At 41.5% G+C, this 22,010-nt stretch carries 14 protein-coding genes and 1 pseudogene; 10 read left to right on the top strand and 5 right to left on the bottom strand.

The window, feature by feature from the left end; translation table 11 throughout:
- Positions 1–2: 2 nt before the first annotated feature.
- On the top strand, positions 3–2,048 hold the full coding sequence (locus AC1DP6_RS15835; RefSeq protein WP_477055691.1) for a plastocyanin/azurin family copper-binding protein: 2,046 nt from the start codon (positions 3–5) through the stop codon (positions 2,046–2,048).
- 126 nt (positions 2,049–2,174) lie between these two features.
- Here the strand turns inward: AC1DP6_RS15835 and AC1DP6_RS15830 are convergent, their stop codons facing one another.
- The 5 genes from AC1DP6_RS15830 to AC1DP6_RS15810 form a co-directional block, all read right to left on the bottom strand.
- Complete coding sequence (locus AC1DP6_RS15830) at positions 2,175–2,762, bottom strand: Crp/Fnr family transcriptional regulator (RefSeq protein WP_477055690.1); 588 nt, start codon at positions 2,760–2,762, stop codon at positions 2,175–2,177.
- A complete protein-coding gene (locus AC1DP6_RS15825; RefSeq protein ID WP_477055689.1) occupies positions 2,763–3,791 on the bottom strand; it encodes an SDR family oxidoreductase in 1,029 nt (342 codons plus the stop codon).
- 10 nt (positions 3,792–3,801) lie between these two features.
- Positions 3,802–4,257 (bottom strand): DUF2269 family protein, encoded by a 456-nt coding sequence (locus AC1DP6_RS15820; RefSeq protein ID WP_477055688.1) that lies wholly within the window; start codon positions 4,255–4,257, stop codon positions 3,802–3,804.
- A gap of 299 nt (positions 4,258–4,556) precedes the next feature.
- Positions 4,557–5,342, bottom strand: coding sequence for a GLPGLI family protein (locus tag AC1DP6_RS15815; protein ID WP_477055687.1), 786 nt, complete (start codon positions 5,340–5,342; stop codon positions 4,557–4,559).
- Positions 5,339–8,074, bottom strand: a complete 2,736-nt coding sequence (locus AC1DP6_RS15810; protein WP_477055686.1) for an outer membrane beta-barrel protein — start codon at positions 8,072–8,074, stop codon at positions 5,339–5,341. Before AC1DP6_RS15810 ends, AC1DP6_RS15815 begins: the two co-directional genes overlap by 4 nt.
- Before the next feature lie 616 nt (positions 8,075–8,690).
- On the opposite strand from AC1DP6_RS15810, the gene AC1DP6_RS15805 reads away from it, so the two are divergent.
- The 9 genes and pseudogenes from AC1DP6_RS15805 to AC1DP6_RS15765 all read left to right on the top strand — a co-directional run bounded on the left by AC1DP6_RS15805 (position 8,691) and on the right by AC1DP6_RS15765 (position 21,893).
- The gene (locus AC1DP6_RS15805) at positions 8,691–12,200 is read left to right on the top strand and encodes a carbohydrate-binding protein (RefSeq protein WP_477055685.1); all 3,510 of its coding nucleotides are present in this window, start codon (positions 8,691–8,693) and stop codon (positions 12,198–12,200) included.
- Positions 12,201–12,263: 63 nt separating this feature from the next.
- Positions 12,264–13,256, top strand: a complete 993-nt coding sequence (locus AC1DP6_RS15800; protein ID WP_477055684.1) for a nucleoside hydrolase — start codon at positions 12,264–12,266, stop codon at positions 13,254–13,256.
- A gap of 792 nt (positions 13,257–14,048) precedes the next feature.
- Complete coding sequence (locus AC1DP6_RS15795) at positions 14,049–14,552, top strand: shikimate kinase (RefSeq protein ID WP_477055683.1); 504 nt, start codon at positions 14,049–14,051, stop codon at positions 14,550–14,552.
- A gap of 341 nt (positions 14,553–14,893) precedes the next feature.
- Positions 14,894–18,019, top strand: a complete 3,126-nt coding sequence (locus AC1DP6_RS15790) for a metallophosphoesterase (RefSeq protein ID WP_477055682.1) — start codon at positions 14,894–14,896, stop codon at positions 18,017–18,019.
- Positions 18,020–18,099: 80 nt separating this feature from the next.
- Positions 18,100–20,322 carry a hypothetical protein gene (locus AC1DP6_RS15785; RefSeq protein WP_477055681.1) on the top strand — a complete coding sequence of 741 codons (2,223 nt, stop codon included), beginning with the start codon at positions 18,100–18,102 and terminating at the stop codon, positions 20,320–20,322.
- Between the two features lie 67 nt (positions 20,323–20,389).
- Positions 20,390–20,552: pseudogene (locus AC1DP6_RS15780) on the top strand (IS256 family transposase); the annotation flags it as partial.
- Positions 20,553–20,563: 11 nt separating this feature from the next.
- Entirely contained in the window at positions 20,564–20,890 is a 327-nt protein-coding gene (locus AC1DP6_RS15775) for a hypothetical protein (RefSeq protein WP_477055680.1), read from the top strand.
- A gap of 233 nt (positions 20,891–21,123) precedes the next feature.
- Positions 21,124–21,432, top strand: a complete 309-nt coding sequence (locus tag AC1DP6_RS15770; protein WP_477055679.1) for a DUF1493 family protein — start codon at positions 21,124–21,126, stop codon at positions 21,430–21,432.
- Between the two features lie 164 nt (positions 21,433–21,596).
- A complete protein-coding gene (locus AC1DP6_RS15765; protein ID WP_477055678.1) occupies positions 21,597–21,893 on the top strand; it encodes a hypothetical protein in 297 nt (98 codons plus the stop codon).
- Positions 21,894–22,010 lie beyond the last annotated feature (117 nt).

Here is a 22,010-nt window from a genome sequence, read left to right as displayed (position 1 = left end):
ACATGAACATTTTTTTTCAGAAAAATATATCACTCCAGCTAAAATACTGGATATGCTGCACCATTGGTATGTCGGGGATAATGATAGCAACGGCACAGCAACAAAAGGATGTGGTGAAATCGCAGAAAGAGGAGGACTTCTATACGATCAATACAGTACCCATACCTCAAAACATTGCCCTGGAAGTGGGCGGTATGGCATTGCTTCCCAACGACGCATTAGCGGTATCTACCCGTCAGGGCGAAGTATGGATCATCACCAACCCTTACGGGAAAAACGGTCAGCCACCACATTACCGTTTGTATGCACAGGGATTGCATGAAGCGCTGGGCCTGAACTATATCAAAGGAGACCTTTATCTCACGCAACGCAGTGAACTGACACGCCTGCATGATGAAGACGGTGATGGAGAAGCAGACGTATATGAAACCGTGTATAGCTGGCCGTTAGAGGGCAACTATCATGAGTATTCTTATGGGCCTGTGCTTGATAAAGACGGTAATATGATGGTAAACCTGAACCTTGCCTGGGTGGGAGATCATGGGGAAAGTCTTTCCAAATGGCATGGTTGGATGGTGCAGATATCCGATGACGGGAAGCTGACACCTTTTGCTGCAGGAATGCGGTCACCGGCAGGCTTTGCGCTGAACAACAAAGGCGATATGTTTTATGCGGAAAACCAAGGCGACTGGGTAGGCTCTGGCAGTATCACCCATGTAGAGAAAGGCGACTTCCTGGGTAATCCCGCCAGTCTGGTATGGTCCGGGTTACCAGGATCTACAGTTTCCCTGCGTAAAGAAGATATACCAGATACCAATGAGCCAAAATACGAGGTGGCGAAACGGGTACCTCATCTTAAAACGCCTTCCGTATGGTTTCCACACTCCATCCTCGGTGTTTCCACTTCTGGTATACTGAGTGATGAAAATGATACTAACATGGGGCCGTTCAACGGACAACTGTTTGTTGGCGACCAGGGGCAGAGTAAGATCATGCGCGTGTATCTCGAAAAAGTAAAGGGCACTTACCAGGGGATTGTATTTCCTTTCAGAGAGGGTTTTTCTTCCGGGATACTCCGGATGTGCTGGGGGACAGACGGCAGTATGTTTGTAGGAATGACCGCCCGCGGTTGGAGTGCTACCGGCGGCGGATTGTTTGGCTTGCAACGCCTGGTATGGAATAAGAAGATTCCTTTTGAAATGAAAACAGTCACCGCACAACCAGATGGATTTGAAATTACTTTCACCCAACCAGTTGATGAAAAAATTGCCAGGGATGCTGCTTCCTACAAAGTAAGCACGTTCACCTACCAATATCACCACAACTATGGCAGCCCGGTTATTAACCAAGGCAATTGTCCTTTGAAAGCTATTGAAGTATCGCCGGATCATATGCGTGTAAGACTGGTATTGGATAGCCTTAGAGCGGGATATATCCATGAAATAAGGGCGGAAGGCGTTGTGTCGGAAGACAACAATAGCTTATTGCACAACTATGGTTACTATACGCTTAATCAGATACCGGATGGTCAGCGCCTGGAGATCACTGCCGCCAATAAAGTGAGCCAGGAAATGAACCACATGCATATGCATATGGCGGGTGCCAGCGCTGTTGCTCCTGTTGCTGTCAGTAGTGTGAAACACCTGACCAAACAGCCGGCAAGCTGGAAGGGCGCTGTTGTGACGGCCATCAACCTTACTACCAAACCAGGTTTACAATTTAATATTACCGCATTGAGCGTGAAAGCCGGCGCCAGGATAAAGCTCACATTTCAGAACAGTGATGACATGCTGCATAATTTTGTACTCACTGCTCCGGGAGCTGGTAATGAAGTAGGAGTGCTGGCCTCTAAAATGGGATTGAATGGGCAACAGGCCAGTTATATTCCTGCCAGTTCAAAAGTGCTTTTCCACACGTTATTATTGCAGCCAAAAACAACGGATGTGATCTACTTTACCGCCCCGGAAAAACCGGGGGATTATCCATACATCTGTACCTATCCGGGTCATTTTATGGTAATGAAAGGTGTATTGAAGGTGACGCCGTAAAGGGGTGCTAAAAACACGTAAACGAAAGAAGGCTGTCTCATTTTGAATTGCCCCAAAGTGTTTAACTTTTGGAGGCACTTCAAAATGAGAGCGCCTCTTTATTGCAAATCAGCGGGCCAGCCGTTACTATTTTTCGGGTTTACCTTTTGCAAGTTCTTTCCTTATTCTGCTTAACGATTGTGGCGTGATTTTCAGATAAGATGCGATATACTGTTGCGGCACATGCTGCGCCAAATTAGGATAGCGTTTTACAAATTCAAGATATTTTGTTTTACTATCCCCAAAATTCAAAAAATCGTTGTCTTTGATTTTGCTCATCAAAGTGGCTTCGGTGACGGTTTTGATAAAAATGTACAGGTTGGGTATTTCGCTGCTAAGTTTTTCAATCACCGACTTGTGTATGGTATAAAGCTCCGAATCAACCACTGCCTGAAGAGCGTCTGTTGCAGGTTTTGCAGTGTAATAGCTTTCCAGATCCACGAAGAACTGGTTTTCCCGTATGAAATATTTGGTTACTTCATTTCCGCTGGGATCCGCTGCATACACCCTGAATATACCGCTTTCCACGAAGGCAATTTCTTTAACAATTTCGTGAAACTGCTGAAAGTGTTCATTTGCCTTTAGCTTTTTATTTCTAAATTGATCAGCAACATGCGCAATGTCATCCCTGGAAAGAATGCCGCCAAAACCCAATACCGATTTCAATTTTTCCATTTATTTGACTATTCCGTTTTCAAAAACACTTGTTGCACATGCTATTACTGCTTCCTGTGCTGGCAAGGGCTGCCATTGCAATTCTTTTCGTGCTTTGCTAATATCGGTTTTTCTTTTTACTCCCAACTCAATCAGGATAGGTTTTAATGAAGCATCAAAATTTGAAAACAATCTTACCGCGAAGTTAGGAAGTTCCGAAGTAGGTATCTTTCTGTCCGGGTAATGTTGTTTTAAAATAAGTGCTACTTCCTTAAAAGTCAGGTAACCCGAAGATGCGATATATCTTTTTCCTGCGGCTTGTGGCATTTCCATTGCCCTGATTAACAGGTCGGCAACGGAACGAACATCCACGATATCAAACCCGATTTTTGGTAATGCGGGTGAACTGCCGTCTAAAATTTTGATGACTATATTGGCAGATGTACCAAAGTCTTTTTCTAAAACAGTTCCTAGCATCGCTCCAGGCAAAACAGTAGTTAATTCCAAACCGGAATTGTTTTGTTTCATGAATGCCCACGCAGCCTTTTCGGCAATCGCTTTGCTTTTGAAATAGGGTGTTGTATCTTTTTTGCTGGTTTCGTCTGTCCAATCGTTTTCGTTGAAAACTTTGTTCAGTTCGTTTTTGGTCTTCCCGTAAACAACGGCCGCTAAGGAAGATACCATCACCACCCGCTTTACGTTGTTGGCAGCCGCCGCTTTCAGTATGTTTAATGTTCCTTCCTTAGCAGGAAGGATAAGGTCGTCTTCGTGTTTGGGCAACGCTCTTGGAAAAGGTGAAGCAATATGCTGCACGTAATCTATGTTTTTAGTGAGTTGCAGCCAGATATTAGTGTCGTTGAGGTCGGCTTCTGCGAAAGTCAGGTTGTTGATGTTTGCGGTGTGTTTTCCTATAATGTCCCGAATGGAATCTATTCTGTCACTGCTACGCAATGTTCCCACCACTTCATAACCTTTGTTCAAAAGCTGAATAGCGGTATGCGACCCCAAAAAACCTGTTATGCCGGTCAGTAATACTTTTTTATTGTTCATAATTTTAGTTTTAATGTGGTATTCTAATTGTTGTCAGAGTAAATGCCAGTATGGAAGTCAATAAAGCTGCCCAGCCCCAGAAATTCCACGAAGCATAAGCCTTTTTGTAATCATCAGGGAGTGTTGGTGATGTACCAGAAACGATGTGATGTATCTTTTTTTGCAAAGGGGCCACTTTAACTGTATAAACGATGCCCGAAACGATGTATGACATCAATGCAAAGAGTAGCCAGTGATTTTCTGCCATAGAAAGATGGTTGTACACGAAGCTTCCGGTTACTGTAATGAGCAATACGCAGGGGAGTGTGAAGATTTTATCACCTTTTATTATCCCCGTAATGGCAAAGCGGATTATTTCTTTGTTTTTTGTTTTTGATGCCTGATGTAACCAGCGGATTTCAGTAATGATGTTGCCTAAGAAAACAATCACGGCAAGCAAATGTAATAGCAGGAGTATATTGTTCATTGTCTGTAATTTTATACAAAGGACAAGAAGAACGGGCGTACCGCAATTAACATTTGGTAAGAAAATGAACAGTGAAGTGGGTTAGCTATCTTTTGAGGGCCTGAAGCCCGATAAATCGATAGAAAGGATGATTTTACGGCGTATGCTATCCAGGATGAATGTATGTGGCAACGCTATCTATTCCGGTGGGAGGATTTAGGTGGTACCTGGTTAAGCTTGTACAATGGTCCTCAGATTTTCTCATCAAAAGGGGAACTTATGCCTCCCAAACGGGAGGCATAATCAAATTTGTAGTTTTCCTACAGATCCATGAAAAACTGCACCCATGGAGAAGTTAAATTAAATTGCTTCAGCATTTTTGCCGTCTTGTTATTGAAGTCCTTGTTATTGATAGGGGTATTTTTTTCAGATGCGGGAATTTTCCATTTCTCCGGCCCTGTATCCATACTGGTAACGCTTTGAGCAAAAATAGTAATATGCTGATGCGGTATAGCGATGCCTAAAATCATCCCGGGTAATCCATTGAAAGACTCCGGACCTCCGCGGGCGGGAATTTCATCGGTATAAAATGCAACGATATAGATAGAATCAAACAACACGGCATTTGCACGATGGCATTCATAACCGGCAATTTCCCGGGTTTCTTCTGTCAACTTCCATTTAAGGCTTTTAACCGCATCTTTAATAAAAAACACCTGCTCAAAAGCCTGCTTTTCCGTAAGAGCCATACCAGTGGAAAAATTGCTATACACCTTATTCTTATAAGCTACCGGTATCTGGAAGGTTTGGGAATAGTTGATATCGGGATTAACCGGCTGATAAAAACTCTGCTCTCCGTTAAAATATAACTCAAAGCTATCGGTCCAGAACTGGGGCGCAGTATTCCTGTATTGCTGCATAAAGGTAGTCAACTGATCACCCGGCATGGTCCCGGTTTCTTTTAGAAAAATTGGCATCGCTGCAAACGTATTGACTTTCCGCTCAAACTTTATTTTCCCGCTATTGGTAAACACCGCCAGCTGGGCGGTAGCAGGGAAGTAGCTTGTCATCAGGATGATTCCAAGAATATGAATGATCTTTCTCACTGTTTAATACTATTAAATTTTGTGAAATTCCAGGTAGCACCCATCATAAAGTAACGCTGAATGGTGGTGTAGCGGTTTTCTGAAAAAAACATGTTGGTAGCAGTGCGGGCATAGCCGTTATTTTCGTTCAGGATATCATTGCAGGAAATTTTCAGTGTTAGCTGGTCCTTGCTGAAAAAGTTGCGCCCTATCCAGGCATTCCAGATCGTGCGCCTGAAATTATCGTTGAATGCCTGTGTTTTCTGCTGCCAGAGATAGTTGGCATCTGTATGGAGCTGGAATTTCTTCAGAAAATAAATGTCAAGAGAAGGGTTCAGTGTATAGAAGAAATAGCTGTTTTTAGAGGTTGGTTGAAGCGAAGAGGTATTGTTGGTGTGTCCTCCACTTGCCGTCAGATAGAAGGTATATTTCTGGAGCTTCGATTTATACGCCTGCAGTGTCAAAGTATACGTATTATAGTTCAGCTGGTTGATAACGCCGTTGATTGGGCTAAAGGATTTTCCGCCATTTAGTCCCAGTGCGGCAGCGGCCTGCATATCAATCAGGGTGATCTTCTTCGAGTAGTAGGTATTTACATAATAATTACGATTGGCATAGCCCTCCATATTCACGTTTTGGTACGTATATGCACCTGCGGGATCTACACTGATCGATTGGGTAATTGGATTTGACACCAGCGTATAACCAGCCGATCCCCCATAATACACCTGGGAAGCTACTTTTGCAGCATTGTACCTGGCGGTGAAATCATTGGTAAAACTATTCTTCAACGCTGTATTGGGCAGCAGGGTAGTGAGCTGACCGTTATCAAAATTAAAAGGAAGCATCTGCGAACGCCCCGGGTTATTGCTGTTCCCGTTGTAACTAAAACTCAATGCTTCAAAATTGCTGAACTTATAGTTGAAATTAAGATTGGGATTCAGGTTTACAAACTGTTTATTTAGCTTCACGGCACTATAGACACTTTCCATATTCATCTGAACAAACTTAACGTTGTTGCCTACTTTCAGCACCACCTTTTTGGTAGCATAATTTAATGATAATCCACCCTGATTTCCCCAGGTAGTCGAATTCATTTTAGTACTAAAAGCCGTGTCAATCATTTTTATATCCTGGTTATTGCCAAGATTGTACGAACGTTTATCATCATGCGCTGATTCGTTATACAGGTCATAGTTGACAATCATCGACAACTTTTTAGTAAGCGGCTCCGTATAAATAGCATTGAGGTTCAATGTACGCCAGTCATCATTCATTTTTCTGCGCAAATGCAGTAATGCGGTGCTATCTGCATGACTCGCTGCGTCATAAAAAGTGCTGTTAGAAATGTTTTCGCCATTAGTGGCATCATTTGAAAAGTTATTGTTCAAATACACAGCAATGGTGCGCCCCTTCTTCCTCAGTTGTTTTTCCCAGGACAGGTTGAGATTATAGCTGTTGAAGTCATAATTATTGGTGCTGGATTTGTCATTATTATATATCAGACTGGAATCGCCCCGCCTGTTTTGTGTAAAGCTATTATTGGAGCTTTTATTATTATAGCGTGTGCCGTCTGTATAAATCGTAAAGGTAGCTGAGGAGTCGAGCTTGTAACTATATCTCGCATTTAATTTGTTGTCAGTGCTATTATTTTTAAAGTTGTTATTGGAATTACTTAAAATAATGCCGGAAGGCAGGTTATTCTGTGAGGTAGTAGATTCCGACCCTACGACCTGCTGCCCGTTGAATTTATAATTACCATTGAAAGAGGTTTTATCAGTATTCCATTTTTTATCATAGTGAAAGCCACCCGAGGTAATGGTTGGCAATCCTTTACCGGAATAGTTTCCGCTGCCTTCTTCATCAGCCCCCATTTTTTCTTTATCTGCCGTTCCCAGACCGGACCTTCCTATGTTACCGGTGGTAGCGTAGGCAGACATTCTTCTTTTACCTTTAAAAGCGTTAATCATTCCCTGAGCATTGTACCGTTCATCTGTACCGACGCCGGCCTCTACTTTTCCAAATACCCCATGGTTTTTATCTTCTTTAATTTTCAAGTTGATGGTTTTGTCTTTTACCCCATCTTCTATACCGGTAAAAGCTGCGGCGTCCGACTTCTTATCGTATACCTGTACTTTGTCGATCATGTCTGCCCGCAGGTTGCGCGTTACCAGTGTGGGGTCATCGCTGAAAAATTCTTCTCCGTCTACCAATACCTTTTTCACTTTTTGTCCCTGTGCGGTGATGTTACCAAATTGGTCTACCTGCAACCCGGGTAGCTGTCTTAGCAACTCTTCCACTGATGCATTGGGTTGCACTTTAAAACTACCCGCATTATACTCGGTGGTGTCACCATTGATCCTGATGGCGGCTACCTGCGATTTTACGATTACTTCACGTAGTAGTCTGCTTTTGGGGATGAGATAAATATTGTTCATCTCTGCTATCTTATTACCAGCATTTTTCATATTTAACCGGTAGGAATAACTGGCATACTTCGGATAGGAAAAGTATAAAACATAGGTGGCAGTATCTGCGAGTTGTTGAAAGCTGAACTCCCCATCTTTCCCCACCCTTGTACTGGCGATGATAAATGAATCCTTTGCCTGCAACAATACCACTACGGCATTCCGCAGAGGGGCTTTCAGGCTGCTGTCTGTCACGGTTCCCCGGATCGAGCTATTTTGTGCGTTGGCTTTGTAATGAAATAAGATAATCAGCAGGAGTACTAATCTTGGGATATTTTTCATCATTGAACAGCGTAATTTGAATGTAGGCTAAGAAACATATGGTCTTTGACAACCTGTTTTTTGATTGTTATAAAATGTTTTCTTTTTTTTATTATGTGCATAGGGCCGGCCGCATGATTTATCATTTGCATTGCTCACTCGATAATTTTGCTTCTCCGGTACACCGGAAAATACAATCATTTTTTAATTTTATGTGCTTTTTTTGTTTTTCGGATCGTCCGGCAACATACAAAGCGACTCAGATGGAAAGTTGATTTGAAGTAAAATAGCCCGATTTCTGTTTCCCGCACTCATACGGTAGCCGCTGCGGGTATAAAAAAAGTTTTTCTTCCTATAGGTCCTAAATGAACACTTGCGCGTCTGTTGAAAAAATGAGCATCTCACGAAAACTGTATTTCACGTTTGAATAACATCATAGCATCGCCTGATTTAGAACTATCAAAACGATCTCAAATTGGCAACCCAGGAACCCCGGTGCAGATGTACCGGTGATGCCTGATTTATGACCTATAGACGAACAAAGCTCCTATTCTTTTTCTTTCGTTAAATCACCTGATACCAAACATGCAACCAGTGCAGCAATCGGTTGCACTGGGCAATTCCACCCAAATAAAATGTTATGAAAGCAAGCAAACCAAAATCAAATGTTCGCGAAGGACTTTCTTTGCAAGGTGCCGTCCTGCGGCTACCTATCAGGTGCCACCTGATGAAAAAATTCCTGCTACTATTGTTGCCGCTATTTCTGCTGCTGTGCGGCAAGCTCCATGCGCAATTCCTGCTGCTGGACGACATGGAAGGCCACGGCCCCTGCTCCGGCAAATGGACCTATTTTGCGGGCAATACCACCACCGGCAAAGTGGAATTTGGTGTGCCCAATCCCAATCCCTCCGGCCTGAATATTAGTCCGCTGGTGGCCAAATTTACCAAAGACACCAGCTGCTTCGAATACATGAGCGCCACCTGTCAGCTGAGGGATTCCTTTAACCTTTCCGTGAGCAGTACCTTTAAAATGCTCGTATACAGCAGCACACTGGACGAGATCATGTTTAAACTGCAGCCCGGCACCAATTACAGCAAGGCCGTTTTCTTCACCTTCAAGCCCTCCCGTGTGAACCACTGGGAGGAGGCCACCTACAACTTCGCCAGCGTTAAGAACAGAACGGATTTCAACACGATTTCCATACAGTTCATTGATGGAAAGAAGGCCAACGGCATCCTGTATTTTGACCTGCTACAAGCGCCCAATCCCACTGCCCTTGTTTTAAAGGATACGAGCATCCTGATGGGCCATGAAAATGGGGCAGTGCTCACTGCACAAGTGAAAGGAGGCGTATTCAGTCCCACGCTGACAACCTCCAACTGGGTGGCGCCCAACCTGCCCGCCGGCGTTGCTATCAGCCAGGTACAGCGGATAAATGACAGCACTGCCACCATTACGCTCAGCGGTAATTCCCCGGCCAACTATTCCAGGACTACCCTGAAACTTACCGTGGCTGGCCAGGAGGTAGCCACGGCTAACGTTACCACCTACACGGCAAAAGGAAATGTGCTGTTTGAAGGTAATCCCAGTTGGACGTTGATGTTTGCGGACGAGTTCAACACAGATGGACAACCTGATCGCAGCAAGTKGAYAGTAGACCCGCGTCCCAAAGGCTGGATCAACGGCGAGCAACAGGTATACACAGATACTACCCATGACAATGCCCGCGTGAGAAATGGTCGCTTGGTGATCACCGGAAAGAAAGATTTCCCTACAGGAAACAGCGCAGAACCCTGGTCATCTGCCCGGCTTATCACGCAGGGCAAATTTGATTTCCTTTACGGCAAAGTGGAGGTAAGGGCAAAGCTACCCCGTGCACATGGCTCCTGGCCCGCCATCTGGCTTATGCCTACCAGTAGCGTATATGGTGGATGGCCCAAAAGCGGAGAGCTGGACGTGATGGAACATGTGGGCAACAACTTTGGTACGGTATTGTCGACTGTTCATACACAGAACCACAACTGGACCAATGGCGGAGGGGTATCCAACAGCAAAAAGCTGATGGATGCCGACACCGTGTATCACGTGTACGCCATGGAATGGGCGCCGGATACTATCCGGTTCATATACGACAGCACGCAGATCCTGTCTTACGCCAATCCACATACAGACTGGAAAGACTGGCCCTTTGATCAGAAGTTCCACCTCATTCTGAACCTGGCCATTGGCGGGGGAATGGGTGGTTCCATTGTGGATGCGGACTGGCCCGATAGTATGTCGGTAGACTACGCGCGTATCTACCAGAAAGGCGTGGGCACCCCTGTGCTGGACACCATTATGGTTACACCGGCTGACTTGTCCTTCCTGCCCGGAAAACAGCAGCAATATACCGCCAAGGCCTTTGATCAGAACGGATACGCCATGGCTATTACACCCCTGTGGAATATCACAGGCGCCGGCAACAGCATTACAGCCGGCGGTCTGGCCACCCTGAACAATTCAGGGAAGGTAACCGCCACGGCTACTGTAGATACCACTACCAGGACAGGCGTTGCCTTTGTAACCTATCGAACAGGCAATTACAAGGACATACCGGCAAAAATACAGGCAGAGGCCTTTGATAACGGTAACGCATGCTGCACAGAACCCACTTCAGATGCAGGTGGCGGGGTAGATGTGAGCTATATAGGCGCCAGCACCTGGTTTGAATACGACATCAATGTACCCCGTTGCGATACCTACCGGATACAGTTCCGCGTGGCAGTAAGCGGCGCTTCCAGTCTGAAAATACAACGGGACAGCACCACCCTGCAGACAGTAAACCTGCCAGCAAGCGGCGGATGGCAGAAATGGATCACCGTCACGTCAGCGCCTATACGATTGGAGCAAGGTCAGCAAACCATCCGGATTGCTGCCAATAAGGATGGCTGGAATTTCAACTGGCTGAGCATTATTCGAGCAGACTCCGTCCAGCTATCGCGCATGATCATAAAACCTGATAGCGCGACCATCACCATAGGGCAGGTGCAGCAGTTTTCTGCCACGGGTTATGCCCAGGACAGCAGCCTGTTACCTGTATCACCGGTCTGGTCTGTATCCACTGGCGGCAGCATCAATGCCAGCGGCCTGTTTACGGGCAATGTTGCAGGCGATTACCTGGTGACAGCAACATTAGGAACCAAGGCAGATACGTCTATCGTGCATGTAGTGACTCCGCCCGTGCTGACCCGCATTGCGATTACGCCGGATTCGGCAACAGTGCCTTTGAACGCATCGCAACAATTCACCGCCAAAGGCTATGACCAGCGTAACACGCCCTTTACCTTTAAGCCCACCTGGAGTGTTACCGGCGCAGGAAATGCCATCGATACCAACGGCATTTTCACGGCAGGTGGAACGCCCGGCACATTTACCCTAACGGCAAGCGGAAACACTATATCTGGTACTACTCCGGTAACAGTGGATTTTACCTGTAGCGTTAATAACAAATACGAAGCAGAAAGCGCTTCCACTCAGGCCCCCGGCCTGGTGCTGGAACCCTGCACCGATACCGGCGGCGGACAGGACTTCACTAACCTGAAAGCCAGCAACTGGTTTACTTACAACAACCTGAATGTTCCAGTTGCCGGCAGGTATAATATCAGCTTCCGGGTGCTGACCAATGCGCCAGCTAAAATATGGATAGGCCATAGCACCTTTAAATTTGATACCATCAGCATTCCGTCCACCGGAGGGGTATGGATGACGATTACTGATACCATCAGGCTGCCCGCCCTCAATTTTACAGGCGTGCATATACTGTCCGGCACATTGAAGTTTAACTGGTTCAGTATTGATAACTGTGCAGTAAACCCATCGCCCGCCCGTATGGCGTACAGTAAGCCAGAGTATCCGGTGGCAGCAACGGATGCCAAAGCGCCCGTTATTTATCCCAATCCCACCAGTGGGCAGCTGACCATTGACCTGCGCGGTATGACCTACAAACGACTCACCTTATTGGATATACGCGGTAACGTACTGCGACAATGGAATATACAGAAAGGAGATAGACAGGTCAGCAAAGACATCAGCTCATTAGCAGCGGGTACCTATTGGTTGAAGCTGGAAGGAGAAAGTGAGGCAAAGACATTCCAGGTTATTAAAATCTAAAGAGAGAGAAGCCGTCCCGTAATTAATTGGGACGGCTTTTTCGTTGTTAAACAAATAAAACAAATGAAACATTTCGGATTGTTGATCATCAGCCTGTTGCTATGTCATCTAACTTTAGCGCAACGCGTAAAAATTATTTTCGATACGGATATGGATTCCGACGTGGATGACGTAGGTGCCCTGGCGATGCTCCATGGTTTCGCCCATCTCGGGGAAGCGGAAATACTGGCGGTTACGGTATCCAGTCTCAATCCATGGTCGCCCGGAGTAGTGGATGTGATCAACACTTATTTCGGCCGGCCGGATATTCCTATTGGCGCCGTACAGCGATTTGGCGTGTACAATAAATCCAAATATGCACGCAGGATTTGCGAGGAATTTAAACCCGACGTCAAACCAGGAGAGGACATGCCGGAAGCAACGATGCTGTACCGGAAGATATTATCATCGCAACCCGATAGCAGCGTGGTGGTGGTGACGGTAGGTGACCTAACCAATCTTTCTAAACTGCTGGACACCCAAGCAGATCAGTTCAGCGAATTGAAAGGTATTGACCTGGTGAAAAAGAAAGTAAAGCACCTCGTATGCATGGGAGGCAGATACCCGGCAGACCTGGATCCAACGCCCTGGGGGAATTTCAAGACGGATCCGGCCTCCACCCAACATGTGGCTGCAGCATGGCCCACCCACATTTATTTCACCGGAGGTGGCCCATTCGCGGACAGTGTGCCTACAGGAAAGATTTTTTTCAATGAAAAGTATAAGCACACCCCGATGGCGCATGCGTACAAATTGTACCTTGATGGCTGGCATAGGAACTGGCACCACAGCGCCGACATCATTGCTGTTTATGTGGCTGTTAGAGGGTGGCAACCCTATTTCAAACTGGAGGGACGAGGATATAACCATATTTTTGAAGACGGGACGAATTTGTGGCGTTTAGCACCGGATGATGAGCGGCATTATTTGGTTAGTGAGTTCGCGGAGGGGATTGATCCGAGAGTGATTGCTGAGAAGTTTGACTCAATTATGGTGGGTGCGGTAGAGGCGAAGTAAGGAATGGATATATTATGCTCAATTGGCTTTTAGCTAGAATAGTCACGACTTAATCCTTGCTATGAGATTATGTCGTGGCTATTTGCAGCTTAGACTTTCTTATCCTCATTGTTCTTGTATATCATAGATGTAACAGGTCAATAATGAGTTTAGCAAAAAAAAGGTTCATAACCATCAGACACTGACTCTACAAGCTATTAGGAAGATACGTTCTACTAGCAAGGGGATCACTGGAATATTTGGAGGCCTGCGCATTGCGCAGGCCTCCTTTTTTTGCTCTAACTCTATAAAGATCGCGTTTGGCGATTGGGTACATGTGGTTTGACAAAGAGCGAACTATTTTCACGAATCTACATCTTTCGGCATCGAAAACAGGAATCAAAATAATTATTATTACATAAAAGCCTTCGTCTAATAGTATCATTGATCCTTTAGTTGTGTACTTTATAGAATAGAGGTCTTATATTAAGGATAGTTCCGTCAATTGGTATATACCGTCGAAGACGACTTTAGTAATATGTACTATTTGATTTAATTTTTCATTTAGCTTTTTAGTAGCAATATGTCTATGATGGAGGAGGTATTAAATATTTGAAATAGCAGTAATGTTAGTCACTGATATCTTCAGTGGTCATTGAAAAACCAGGTGTTAAGACTTGGAATGATATTGAAATATAATAATAAATTCATGTGTGTATCGATTTTAAATTTGTAGAATTTCATTTTCGGCAAATCCTAAAATAATCTTTTGTTGAACTATAGAGATTTAGATGATATTAAACAAAAAAAAGCATGGCTATTTTTCTTTTAATAGGCCCTAGTGGTGTAGGTAAAACCACTGCTTGTGGCATTGTCGCACAGAAAAGTAACATCAATGTCATTGACCTTGATGAATTTTTAAAAGCAAAAATCGGCGTCAAATCCCTTTCTGGTTACCTCACGCAAATAGGCGATGAGCAATTCTTTCAATTATCAAAAGTAAGTATCGAAGAAATTGAAAGCGATGCTCCTTCTAATTCAATAATTGTAGTTGGCGCAGGGTCCATTAATCTACCTCTTAGTCACGGTTGGTATCAGACTAAGAATCTTCTAGCATTAGTAGGAGATTCCAAAATAATTTATGATAGAGGAAATAGACAAAAATATCATCAAGAAATAGAGGGGTTTATCAATACTGAGTACAATGAAGCTAGGAGAAGTCTGTACAAAAATGCCGGCGCAGTGATTGATGTTACTGATAAATCCCCCGAGGAGGTCGCCGATGCAATAATCAGCATAATAAACATATGGCAGTGATAGTATGTCATCAGCCATGGGTTTAGTCAGTAGTTTCTTTTTCTGCCATCAAGAATTTTCTGCACTTCATAATACGAGACTTTAGATGTAATAGCCAGATGTTTCCCTGCACAATATTTTTATTTTATTCGGCTATATACTGCTATATACTGCGACAGTACTTATCGGAGTTGTAATTTATTTGGCTTTGATTTCGGTTAATCTTTATATTCAGTGTTTATGGTTTTTACTCAAGTTTAAGGCTGCAGTTCCATTTAAGTATTAGCGAAGAACTTGAAGTGTTACTTTATCATCACAACTATTTTATCATCGACATTCTCACCTTAAAATACTCATAATTTATGGAAATTTCGTTTATCCATTTAAGCGATATTCATTTCGCAGCTAACAAGAATGTTGTTTCAAATAGGAATAAAAAGATCTTCGATTCCATTAAAAACGAATTGAAATCAAAAGATGCTTTGTTTATAGTGACAAGCGGCGATATTGCCTATTCAGGTAAAGAAAGTGAGTACAAAGTAGCTAAACAATTTTATAACGATTTATACACGTCCATCAAGGATTATACTTCCCTACTCACATATTTAATATTTGTTCCAGGGAATCATGATTGTGATTTTGATGAAAATAAAGAGAAAATTAGAGGGGTTTTATTAAAAGAGTTTTCTCAAAATGGGTTTGAGGAACTTACGAATGAAGCAATTGACTTATGTTGTGAGCCCCAAAAGCATTATTTTGAATTCATTAAGGGGAAGAAAAAAAATGGAGATATTGTCTTTGATAACAAGTTATTAACAATTAAAACATTTGATGTAGGAGGAAAAATAATAAAATTCAATTGCTATAATTCGTCCTGGCATTCGAGATTAAGAGAAACAATTGGAACAATGGGATTTCCTATAGAACATTTATATGATAAAATTCCTGTAGTTCAAAATGACTTAAGTATCTCAATTGTCCATCATCCATTCAACTGGCAAACTCTTGAAAGTTCGAAGCAATTCCGAGATGCACTGGCTAGAACTTCAGATATAATAATCTCCGGACATGAGCATAGCGACAGAACTTCAACGTTTTCTGATTTAGCAAATGAATATGAAACTATACATATTGAATCGGGAGCCTTGCAAGAGACATACAGACCACAAGTGAGCGCGTTTAATCTAATTAATATCGACTTGAATAGTTTAAAGTTGGAGATAAAGAATTATTCTTACAACGGTATTAATTATGAGTTGAAAAAAGAAGAAACGGCTATCATTCATAAAGAGAAGAAGTTAAAGTCAAAAGCATTTCAGATAAAAAAAGAGTTTTACGGTGACATTCAAAATCCTGGAGCTTCATACATTCATAGCAGTGTCGATGAAATTAAGCTAGGGGACTTATACATTCCGCCTTTTTTCAACGATGTAACAATTACTAGTGAGAAAAAGACAAAATTCATGAAGTTCGTTAATGCTTCGGATGCCCTTTTGATTAAAGATGGTCAAAAAGAAATGTATAAAGTCATTTTTGGTGCTGAAGGGTCAGGGAAAACAGCACTATTAAAATATTATTTTTTAAAATATTATAATCAGGGGCTTTATCCTATTTACATTTCAGGATTAAGTATAAATGAAGTTGCAATTGATAAGTTGAGCTTAATTATTCTAAAACAATTTTCTGCTCAATATGATGAACTTGATTCAAAGTATGAGGAATTGGACTTTAGTAAGGTAGTCTTAATGGTGGATGACTTACATAGGTTTAAGTATAAAACAGGAAAGCCTGTATTAATTAGCAATTTCGTCAAATTGTTTAATTTTATCATATTTGTTGGAGACGAGCTAATGCAAATAGAATCTTTCACAGATAAGAAAAATGAAATAGTTGAACCGTTTGATTCTTTTGATAGATATATAATATGTGAGTTTGGGCCTACTCTCAGAAACGAAATCATTGTTAAATGGTACAGATTAGGGAAAGATTATTTAGATAATGGAGAGAGAAATGATTTCTTTAAGATGGTTGATAATGCAGAAGATAACATTTCGACAATCATTGGAAAGAATTTAATACCCGCATATCCAATTTATATTTTGTCTATACTACAAGCAATGGAAAGCGGGCAGCAGGAATCAAGTCAAAATAGCTTGCATGCTTATTATTATGAAATGCTCATAAAGAGTTATTTAAGAAAGTCACTTGATGATAAGGAGGATCTCGGATTTTACCTTGGTCTTTGCAAAGAATATTTCTTTTTTCTTTTCGAGAGTAAAATTCGATTTTCTCCAATTGCCTTTGAAAGTTTTAGGAAATTTTTGAAGTCTCATGAAGATAAGTATAATCTTGAATCCCTTAATATAACTGCAATTTTAGAGGTACTTAAGAAAGGAAGAATTCTAAATGTTTCTATAGATAATAACATCTCTGTTACGTATAAATATATATACTATTTTTTTGTCGCAAAATATCTTTCCGATAATATCGAAAATGCGAACATAAAGGATAGTATCAATAAAATGGCTGAAAGAGTGTATCGAGATGAGTATTCTAACATAATACTTTTTTTAACCCATTTGTCGAAGAATTCGTACATAATAGATAAACTTATAGAGAAATCAAAAGAGATATTTTCAACCTCCGATTTTGCTCGCTTAGAAAGTGATGTTGATTTTATAAATAACCTTCAATCGTCTTTGCCAGAGCTAGTTTATAACGACCTAGATGTAGACGATGCAAGACAAGAAGATTTACAAGAAAAAGAAGCCTTAGAAGCTGCTGAAAGAGAATTTGAGATAAATAAAAAAGAAGATAATGATTATGACCTTAACGAAGATTTAAACTCGATTGATGTCCTTGCATATTTAACGAAAGCAATGCGGACCATCTCTATTTTAGGATTGATAACAAAAAAGAATTGGGGAGAATTAATTGGAAGTGAAAAATTACAGCTGGCTGAGGAAACTTTTCTTTTAGGCTTGAGAACATTGACTTTCCATTTTTCAATGTTGAAGGGAAGTGAAAAGGAGCTAGTTGAACATGTAAAGAGTATAATTCACAAGAGATTTATAAAAAAGAACTTGAATAAGATTGAAGTTCAGAATATAACAAAGAATTATGTATTTATGCTATGTTCTTCATCAACCTTTGGCGTTTTGAAGAATATTATTAATTCGATTGGAAGCGATAAACTATCAAAAACGTTCGATGATATTGAGAATAAGTATCCTTTTAATTCAATTAAAATAATTAAAGCAGGAATAGAACTTGCCCATTATAATGGTTTTCCTACTTTGACAATTGAAGCATTAAAAAGTGAAAATGAAAAGAATCCTCTAGGGTTTTCAACCCTTCAAAACTTGGTAATGGATTATTTACATATGTATGATGTTACATTCGATAAAAAACAAAAGATTTGCAGCTTATTGAATATTAAAATGCAAGAGCAAAGAGTAATAGAATCAACATCCAAAGTGAAAAAGTGATTTCATTTATTACATGAAGTATATTACAATGATTAAAGAAAGAGTAACTGAAGCAATATCGATTATTCTTCAAGTATTCAATGAGGAGGAAATTTAAAGATAAAATGCAGCTTCACCAAGTATCTTATCTAGGTAATAAATTGGCATTGGTAATTAATTTGAACACCATTGCATATGGTTATGCATGTAGCAATATGGAAATAACAAGAGAAGTATTGAAACCCTTGATAGTCGAAGTTCAGGGTAGTTTGACTGGTTTGGGCRTCAATGATTTGGAGCTGGCTAGCAAGATTTACGGTCCGTTCGATACTGCTTCTATTAATTGGTTGGATGTCACCAAGAGTATAACAGGGCGTATCAAAAATATCCTGCAAGTATCACTTAGCTCACCTTCAGGGGTGCTAAACCGATGGGATCTTACGGCTGAATATGTGTATGAGGCAATTCTTGATGGCTACAACAATGATATTTATATCAGTATAACCCAGACTTGGGCTATCTGTGTTGACCATATAGGGTGTCAGCTACCTGAGCAGGGTATACGAACGGCCATTATGTTGGCGAAAGATTATATCCTCATCAACGGCACAGATGATGAGGGGAAGAAACTGATAGAACGTCATAGTAACTACTTTGATAGAGGACAGGCCGCAAAGAGACTAGTAACGCGTGGCTGTGTTATTTCCTTGGAAGGTGAGCAAATGGAAATTAAGGAAGGTTTAGATCAGGTGGTGGCATATATAGAAGAATTGATTGCTAATGTGGGTGGTGTTACAGTTATGAGCTACATATTTAGAAGTCTTTATCAACTAGAAAATTATCGGATAAATCAGCTGGATAGATACGTTTTTCTGCATCCATTTACTGGTCCTCCGTACCAGACTCGCTTGGTTGTTCCGCATGGTTATATCCTGAATCTGGCGGCCAAATATCCCTATGTTGTAGAGAAGGCACTAGATCCAGCTTTTGTCAGCGATAATTTGGAGCAAATTATCGATATAGCTGCGGATTTGTTAATTATCCAAGGTGGGCAACGGAGTAGTGTGTGGGAGGTTCCTTTTCTCAGGCTTTCTGCTATGATAGGTTTTATTACACACATGGCTGTATTTGATATTTCTTTTGGCTTTGTGCAAAGCCAGATACGCAGAGAGTTGAATTTGGTAAGAGCATTGCTTTCATGGCCGGAAATAAAAATGCTACCTTCTTATTACGGGTTTAGCCTACTTGAGTATTTGCAAGTGGCGGACATYATAGAAAGAATGGTGGCAAGTAGTCATGGCCCTGTTGAACTGAAACGTGCAGATGTTGTCCATCGGTCTGCCGGAGCCAAGGTATCTGTTGAAGTTACAAACAGGATTTTAAAGGAACTTTCCCATGATCCGTCGCAGGTTAATTTGGGATTTGTAAGGCTTCATGATCAGCAAAAAGTAAATGTATATTTAAAGCCTTTGATAGAAATTTCTCCGGAAACATATCTTATGTACGACAGAAACTGGAGCGCCCCCGGTTTTTTTGAGGTGATGTACGGCTTGATAAAAAGGATTGTTACTGGTGCAGATCGACAGATAGGCATACATTTGGAAAAACATGTAAGACATCTCTTGGTTCAAAAAGGGATGAAGGTGCATCATGGGAATTTTAAGAACAATAAGCAGGTGGAAGGTGATTGTGACGCACTGGTAGAAGCTACAGATACCATCATATTAATAGAGGTGAAGAAAAGCCCGTTGACTAGAAAAGCACAAAGTGGACTGGATCATCATGTGATCACCGACTTAGCTGAAACCCTAATAAAGGCTCAGGAACAGCTAGGTAAAATTGAGGTACGATTGCGTAGTTATGGCTTTATTGACCTGGAGCAATCTGACGGAACTATAAAACGAATACTGTGGGAAGGGCGAAAAATAGAGAAAATAGCTTTGAGCCATCAAGATTTCTATAGTTTCCAGGATCAGGTTTTTGTGGATAGGTTTTTGTCTTTGTTGATCGATGTCACCTTTACACCGAAAGCTGAACTGCAGCTCTCTGCCGGTGTGCGTAATAAGTTTTTCAACCTTAATAAAAGTTGCCAGCATATCACGGAACATTTTCTAACGATAGGTCTCGATGACCCCAGGGTTGGTAGGCCATTTATTGATACCTGGTTTTTAAGCCTTCCAATGCTGGAGCTGTTATTGGATGGTGTTAATAGTGCAACTGCGTTTTTAACGAATTTGCAAACCACTAAGCATATGACTTTTGGTAGCGGAAGCTTTTACTACGAATATTTCATAATGAAACAGGCAAGAAAAGCTGCTTCCTGACAAAACGGAGACTATTACATAAAGTGTGTCAGTTTAAAGTTTTTTAACTTTAAACTGATAGCACAATATGGAAAAACAAAACTTTGATTTCGAAGCCTTCAAGAAGCAAGCGGCTAGCCGTTTGAAGAATGGAGAAACGCTTTTAGGTAAGGATGGCGTGCTAACGCCATCCTTACCTAAAAGCGTTTCTTGAGGGCGCCCTGGATGGCGAGCTGGAAGCGCATATCCAATACATTATAACATGAGCCCTTATGCTTACGTGCTAAATAATCCAGTCAATTTTGTTGATCCCTTTGGTTTTGATACAAGTAAACCTGTTCAATTGAAACCAGTTACAGTAACAGGTACAGCGCCTGCTACTAATAATACGAGCAATGGGTTTAATTTTTGGTGGATACGTGGACTTGTATATGGTACAGGGCTGATGAGTTTACCAGTGCCTAAGAATTGGTTTGGGCCTGTATTACCTAACTCATCAAAGTATACAACAACTCTTTCTGGACTATTAGGTAAATGGAAGACTCCCATTAATTTTTTAGGTAAGAAAAGATTATACTCATACCGTTAATGGGTCCAGAAGATATGCTAGTACTTATGGCAGATTCTTGGGGAGATGGGGGTCTAGAATTATGGGAAGGGCTTCTGCTATTATGTTTTATATAGATGTTAGTAGAACTGTTTATCAGTTTTATGATGAAAAATTTACTAAGATGCCAGTAGAAGCTCAATTTAGATTTGTTAATACGCAGATGATGTCGGGATCAAGTTCTACTGGTATTTTAAACAGATAAAAAATGAAATATGAAAGAAGAAATATTTAATGATTTAGTGGCTTTTATACATAGTCAATCAAGGGGTTTGGACATTCCGATTACGATGGAAACTTCAATGGAAAATGATCTTGGTATAACAGGAGATGATGGCGAAGATTTTATAGTAGAATTTAGCAAAAAGTATAGTGTAGATATTAGTAACTTTTATTTTACGAAATACTTCTATCCGGAGCCGTCTATGATACCTATGCCTAAAGAAATTAAGATACTAACAGTAGGTCACCTTATGAAAGCAATAGAGGAAAGACGATTAGATGATAATGTAATTAATGGATAAATCAAAAGTGGCTGGCGATTCGCCAGCCACTTTTGATTTATCGTGAATATGCTTTTTGGGTTTTTATAGTGGCTGTATGGAAAAAAAGAGGCCAGTGGCATTACAACTGTCTGCCAGAAGGTTATGAGCGCCGTTATCCTTTTAAGGGTTTTAAAATAAGAGTTATGATTAAATTTTTAGCGATTCTACTTTTTCTTTTATCTGTAGTGACCCGGATAAATGCCCAACGGACGTTTGAAAAACAATTTTTGAAAAGCAGAAGTAAAGCGTTCGTAAAATCTGAGGACGATGCGATAAATTCTGTAGTCACTGCCGTGCAAGAAAAACTAGATGATCTCGATAAATCTTTAAACAAGGATGCTGAACTTGATGCCAACAACCGTGGCCAAATAAAACATGGAATTCCGCCGAAGTATCATACGCAAAATCTGCCTGTGTACGATGGAACTATTTTAAGATAATCAGAAATTATATGATGAAAAAAGAAAGCATTTACATATTCATTTTAGCAACTATTATCTACGGATGTAGAACAGGCAAAACTACCATTACGCCAGACGCCCGAAGTTACATAAGAG

The sequence above is a fragment of the Chitinophaga sp. 01L420 genome (genome assembly GCF_056399985.1).
Note: the sequence above shows the minus strand (reverse complement) of the source record. Positions and strands in the feature narration are given on the sequence as shown.

What these genes read in the sequence shown, in the direction of transcription:
- AC1DP6_RS15810 (WP_477055686.1), bottom strand. Translation starts at nt 8,074, where the DNA reads ATGATGAAAAATATCCCAAGATTAGTACTCCTGCTGATTATCTTATTT.
- AC1DP6_RS15800 (WP_477055684.1), top strand. Translation starts at nt 12,264, where the DNA reads ATGAAACATTTCGGATTGTTGATCATCAGCCTGTTGCTATGTCATCTA.
- AC1DP6_RS15765 (WP_477055678.1), top strand. Translation starts at nt 21,597, where the DNA reads ATGATTAAATTTTTAGCGATTCTACTTTTTCTTTTATCTGTAGTGACC.
- AC1DP6_RS15795 (WP_477055683.1), top strand. Translation starts at nt 14,049, where the DNA reads ATGGCTATTTTTCTTTTAATAGGCCCTAGTGGTGTAGGTAAAACCACT.
- AC1DP6_RS15835 (WP_477055691.1), top strand. Translation starts at nt 3, where the DNA reads ATGAACATTTTTTTTCAGAAAAATATATCACTCCAGCTAAAATACTGG.
- AC1DP6_RS15790 (WP_477055682.1), top strand. Translation starts at nt 14,894, where the DNA reads ATGGAAATTTCGTTTATCCATTTAAGCGATATTCATTTCGCAGCTAAC.
- AC1DP6_RS15825 (WP_477055689.1), bottom strand. Translation starts at nt 3,791, where the DNA reads ATGAACAATAAAAAAGTATTACTGACCGGCATAACAGGTTTTTTGGGG.
- AC1DP6_RS15830 (WP_477055690.1), bottom strand. Translation starts at nt 2,762, where the DNA reads ATGGAAAAATTGAAATCGGTATTGGGTTTTGGCGGCATTCTTTCCAGG.
- AC1DP6_RS15770 (WP_477055679.1), top strand. Translation starts at nt 21,124, where the DNA reads ATGAAAGAAGAAATATTTAATGATTTAGTGGCTTTTATACATAGTCAA.
- AC1DP6_RS15775 (WP_477055680.1), top strand. Translation starts at nt 20,564, where the DNA reads ATGAGCCCTTATGCTTACGTGCTAAATAATCCAGTCAATTTTGTTGAT.
- AC1DP6_RS15820 (WP_477055688.1), bottom strand. Translation starts at nt 4,257, where the DNA reads ATGAACAATATACTCCTGCTATTACATTTGCTTGCCGTGATTGTTTTC.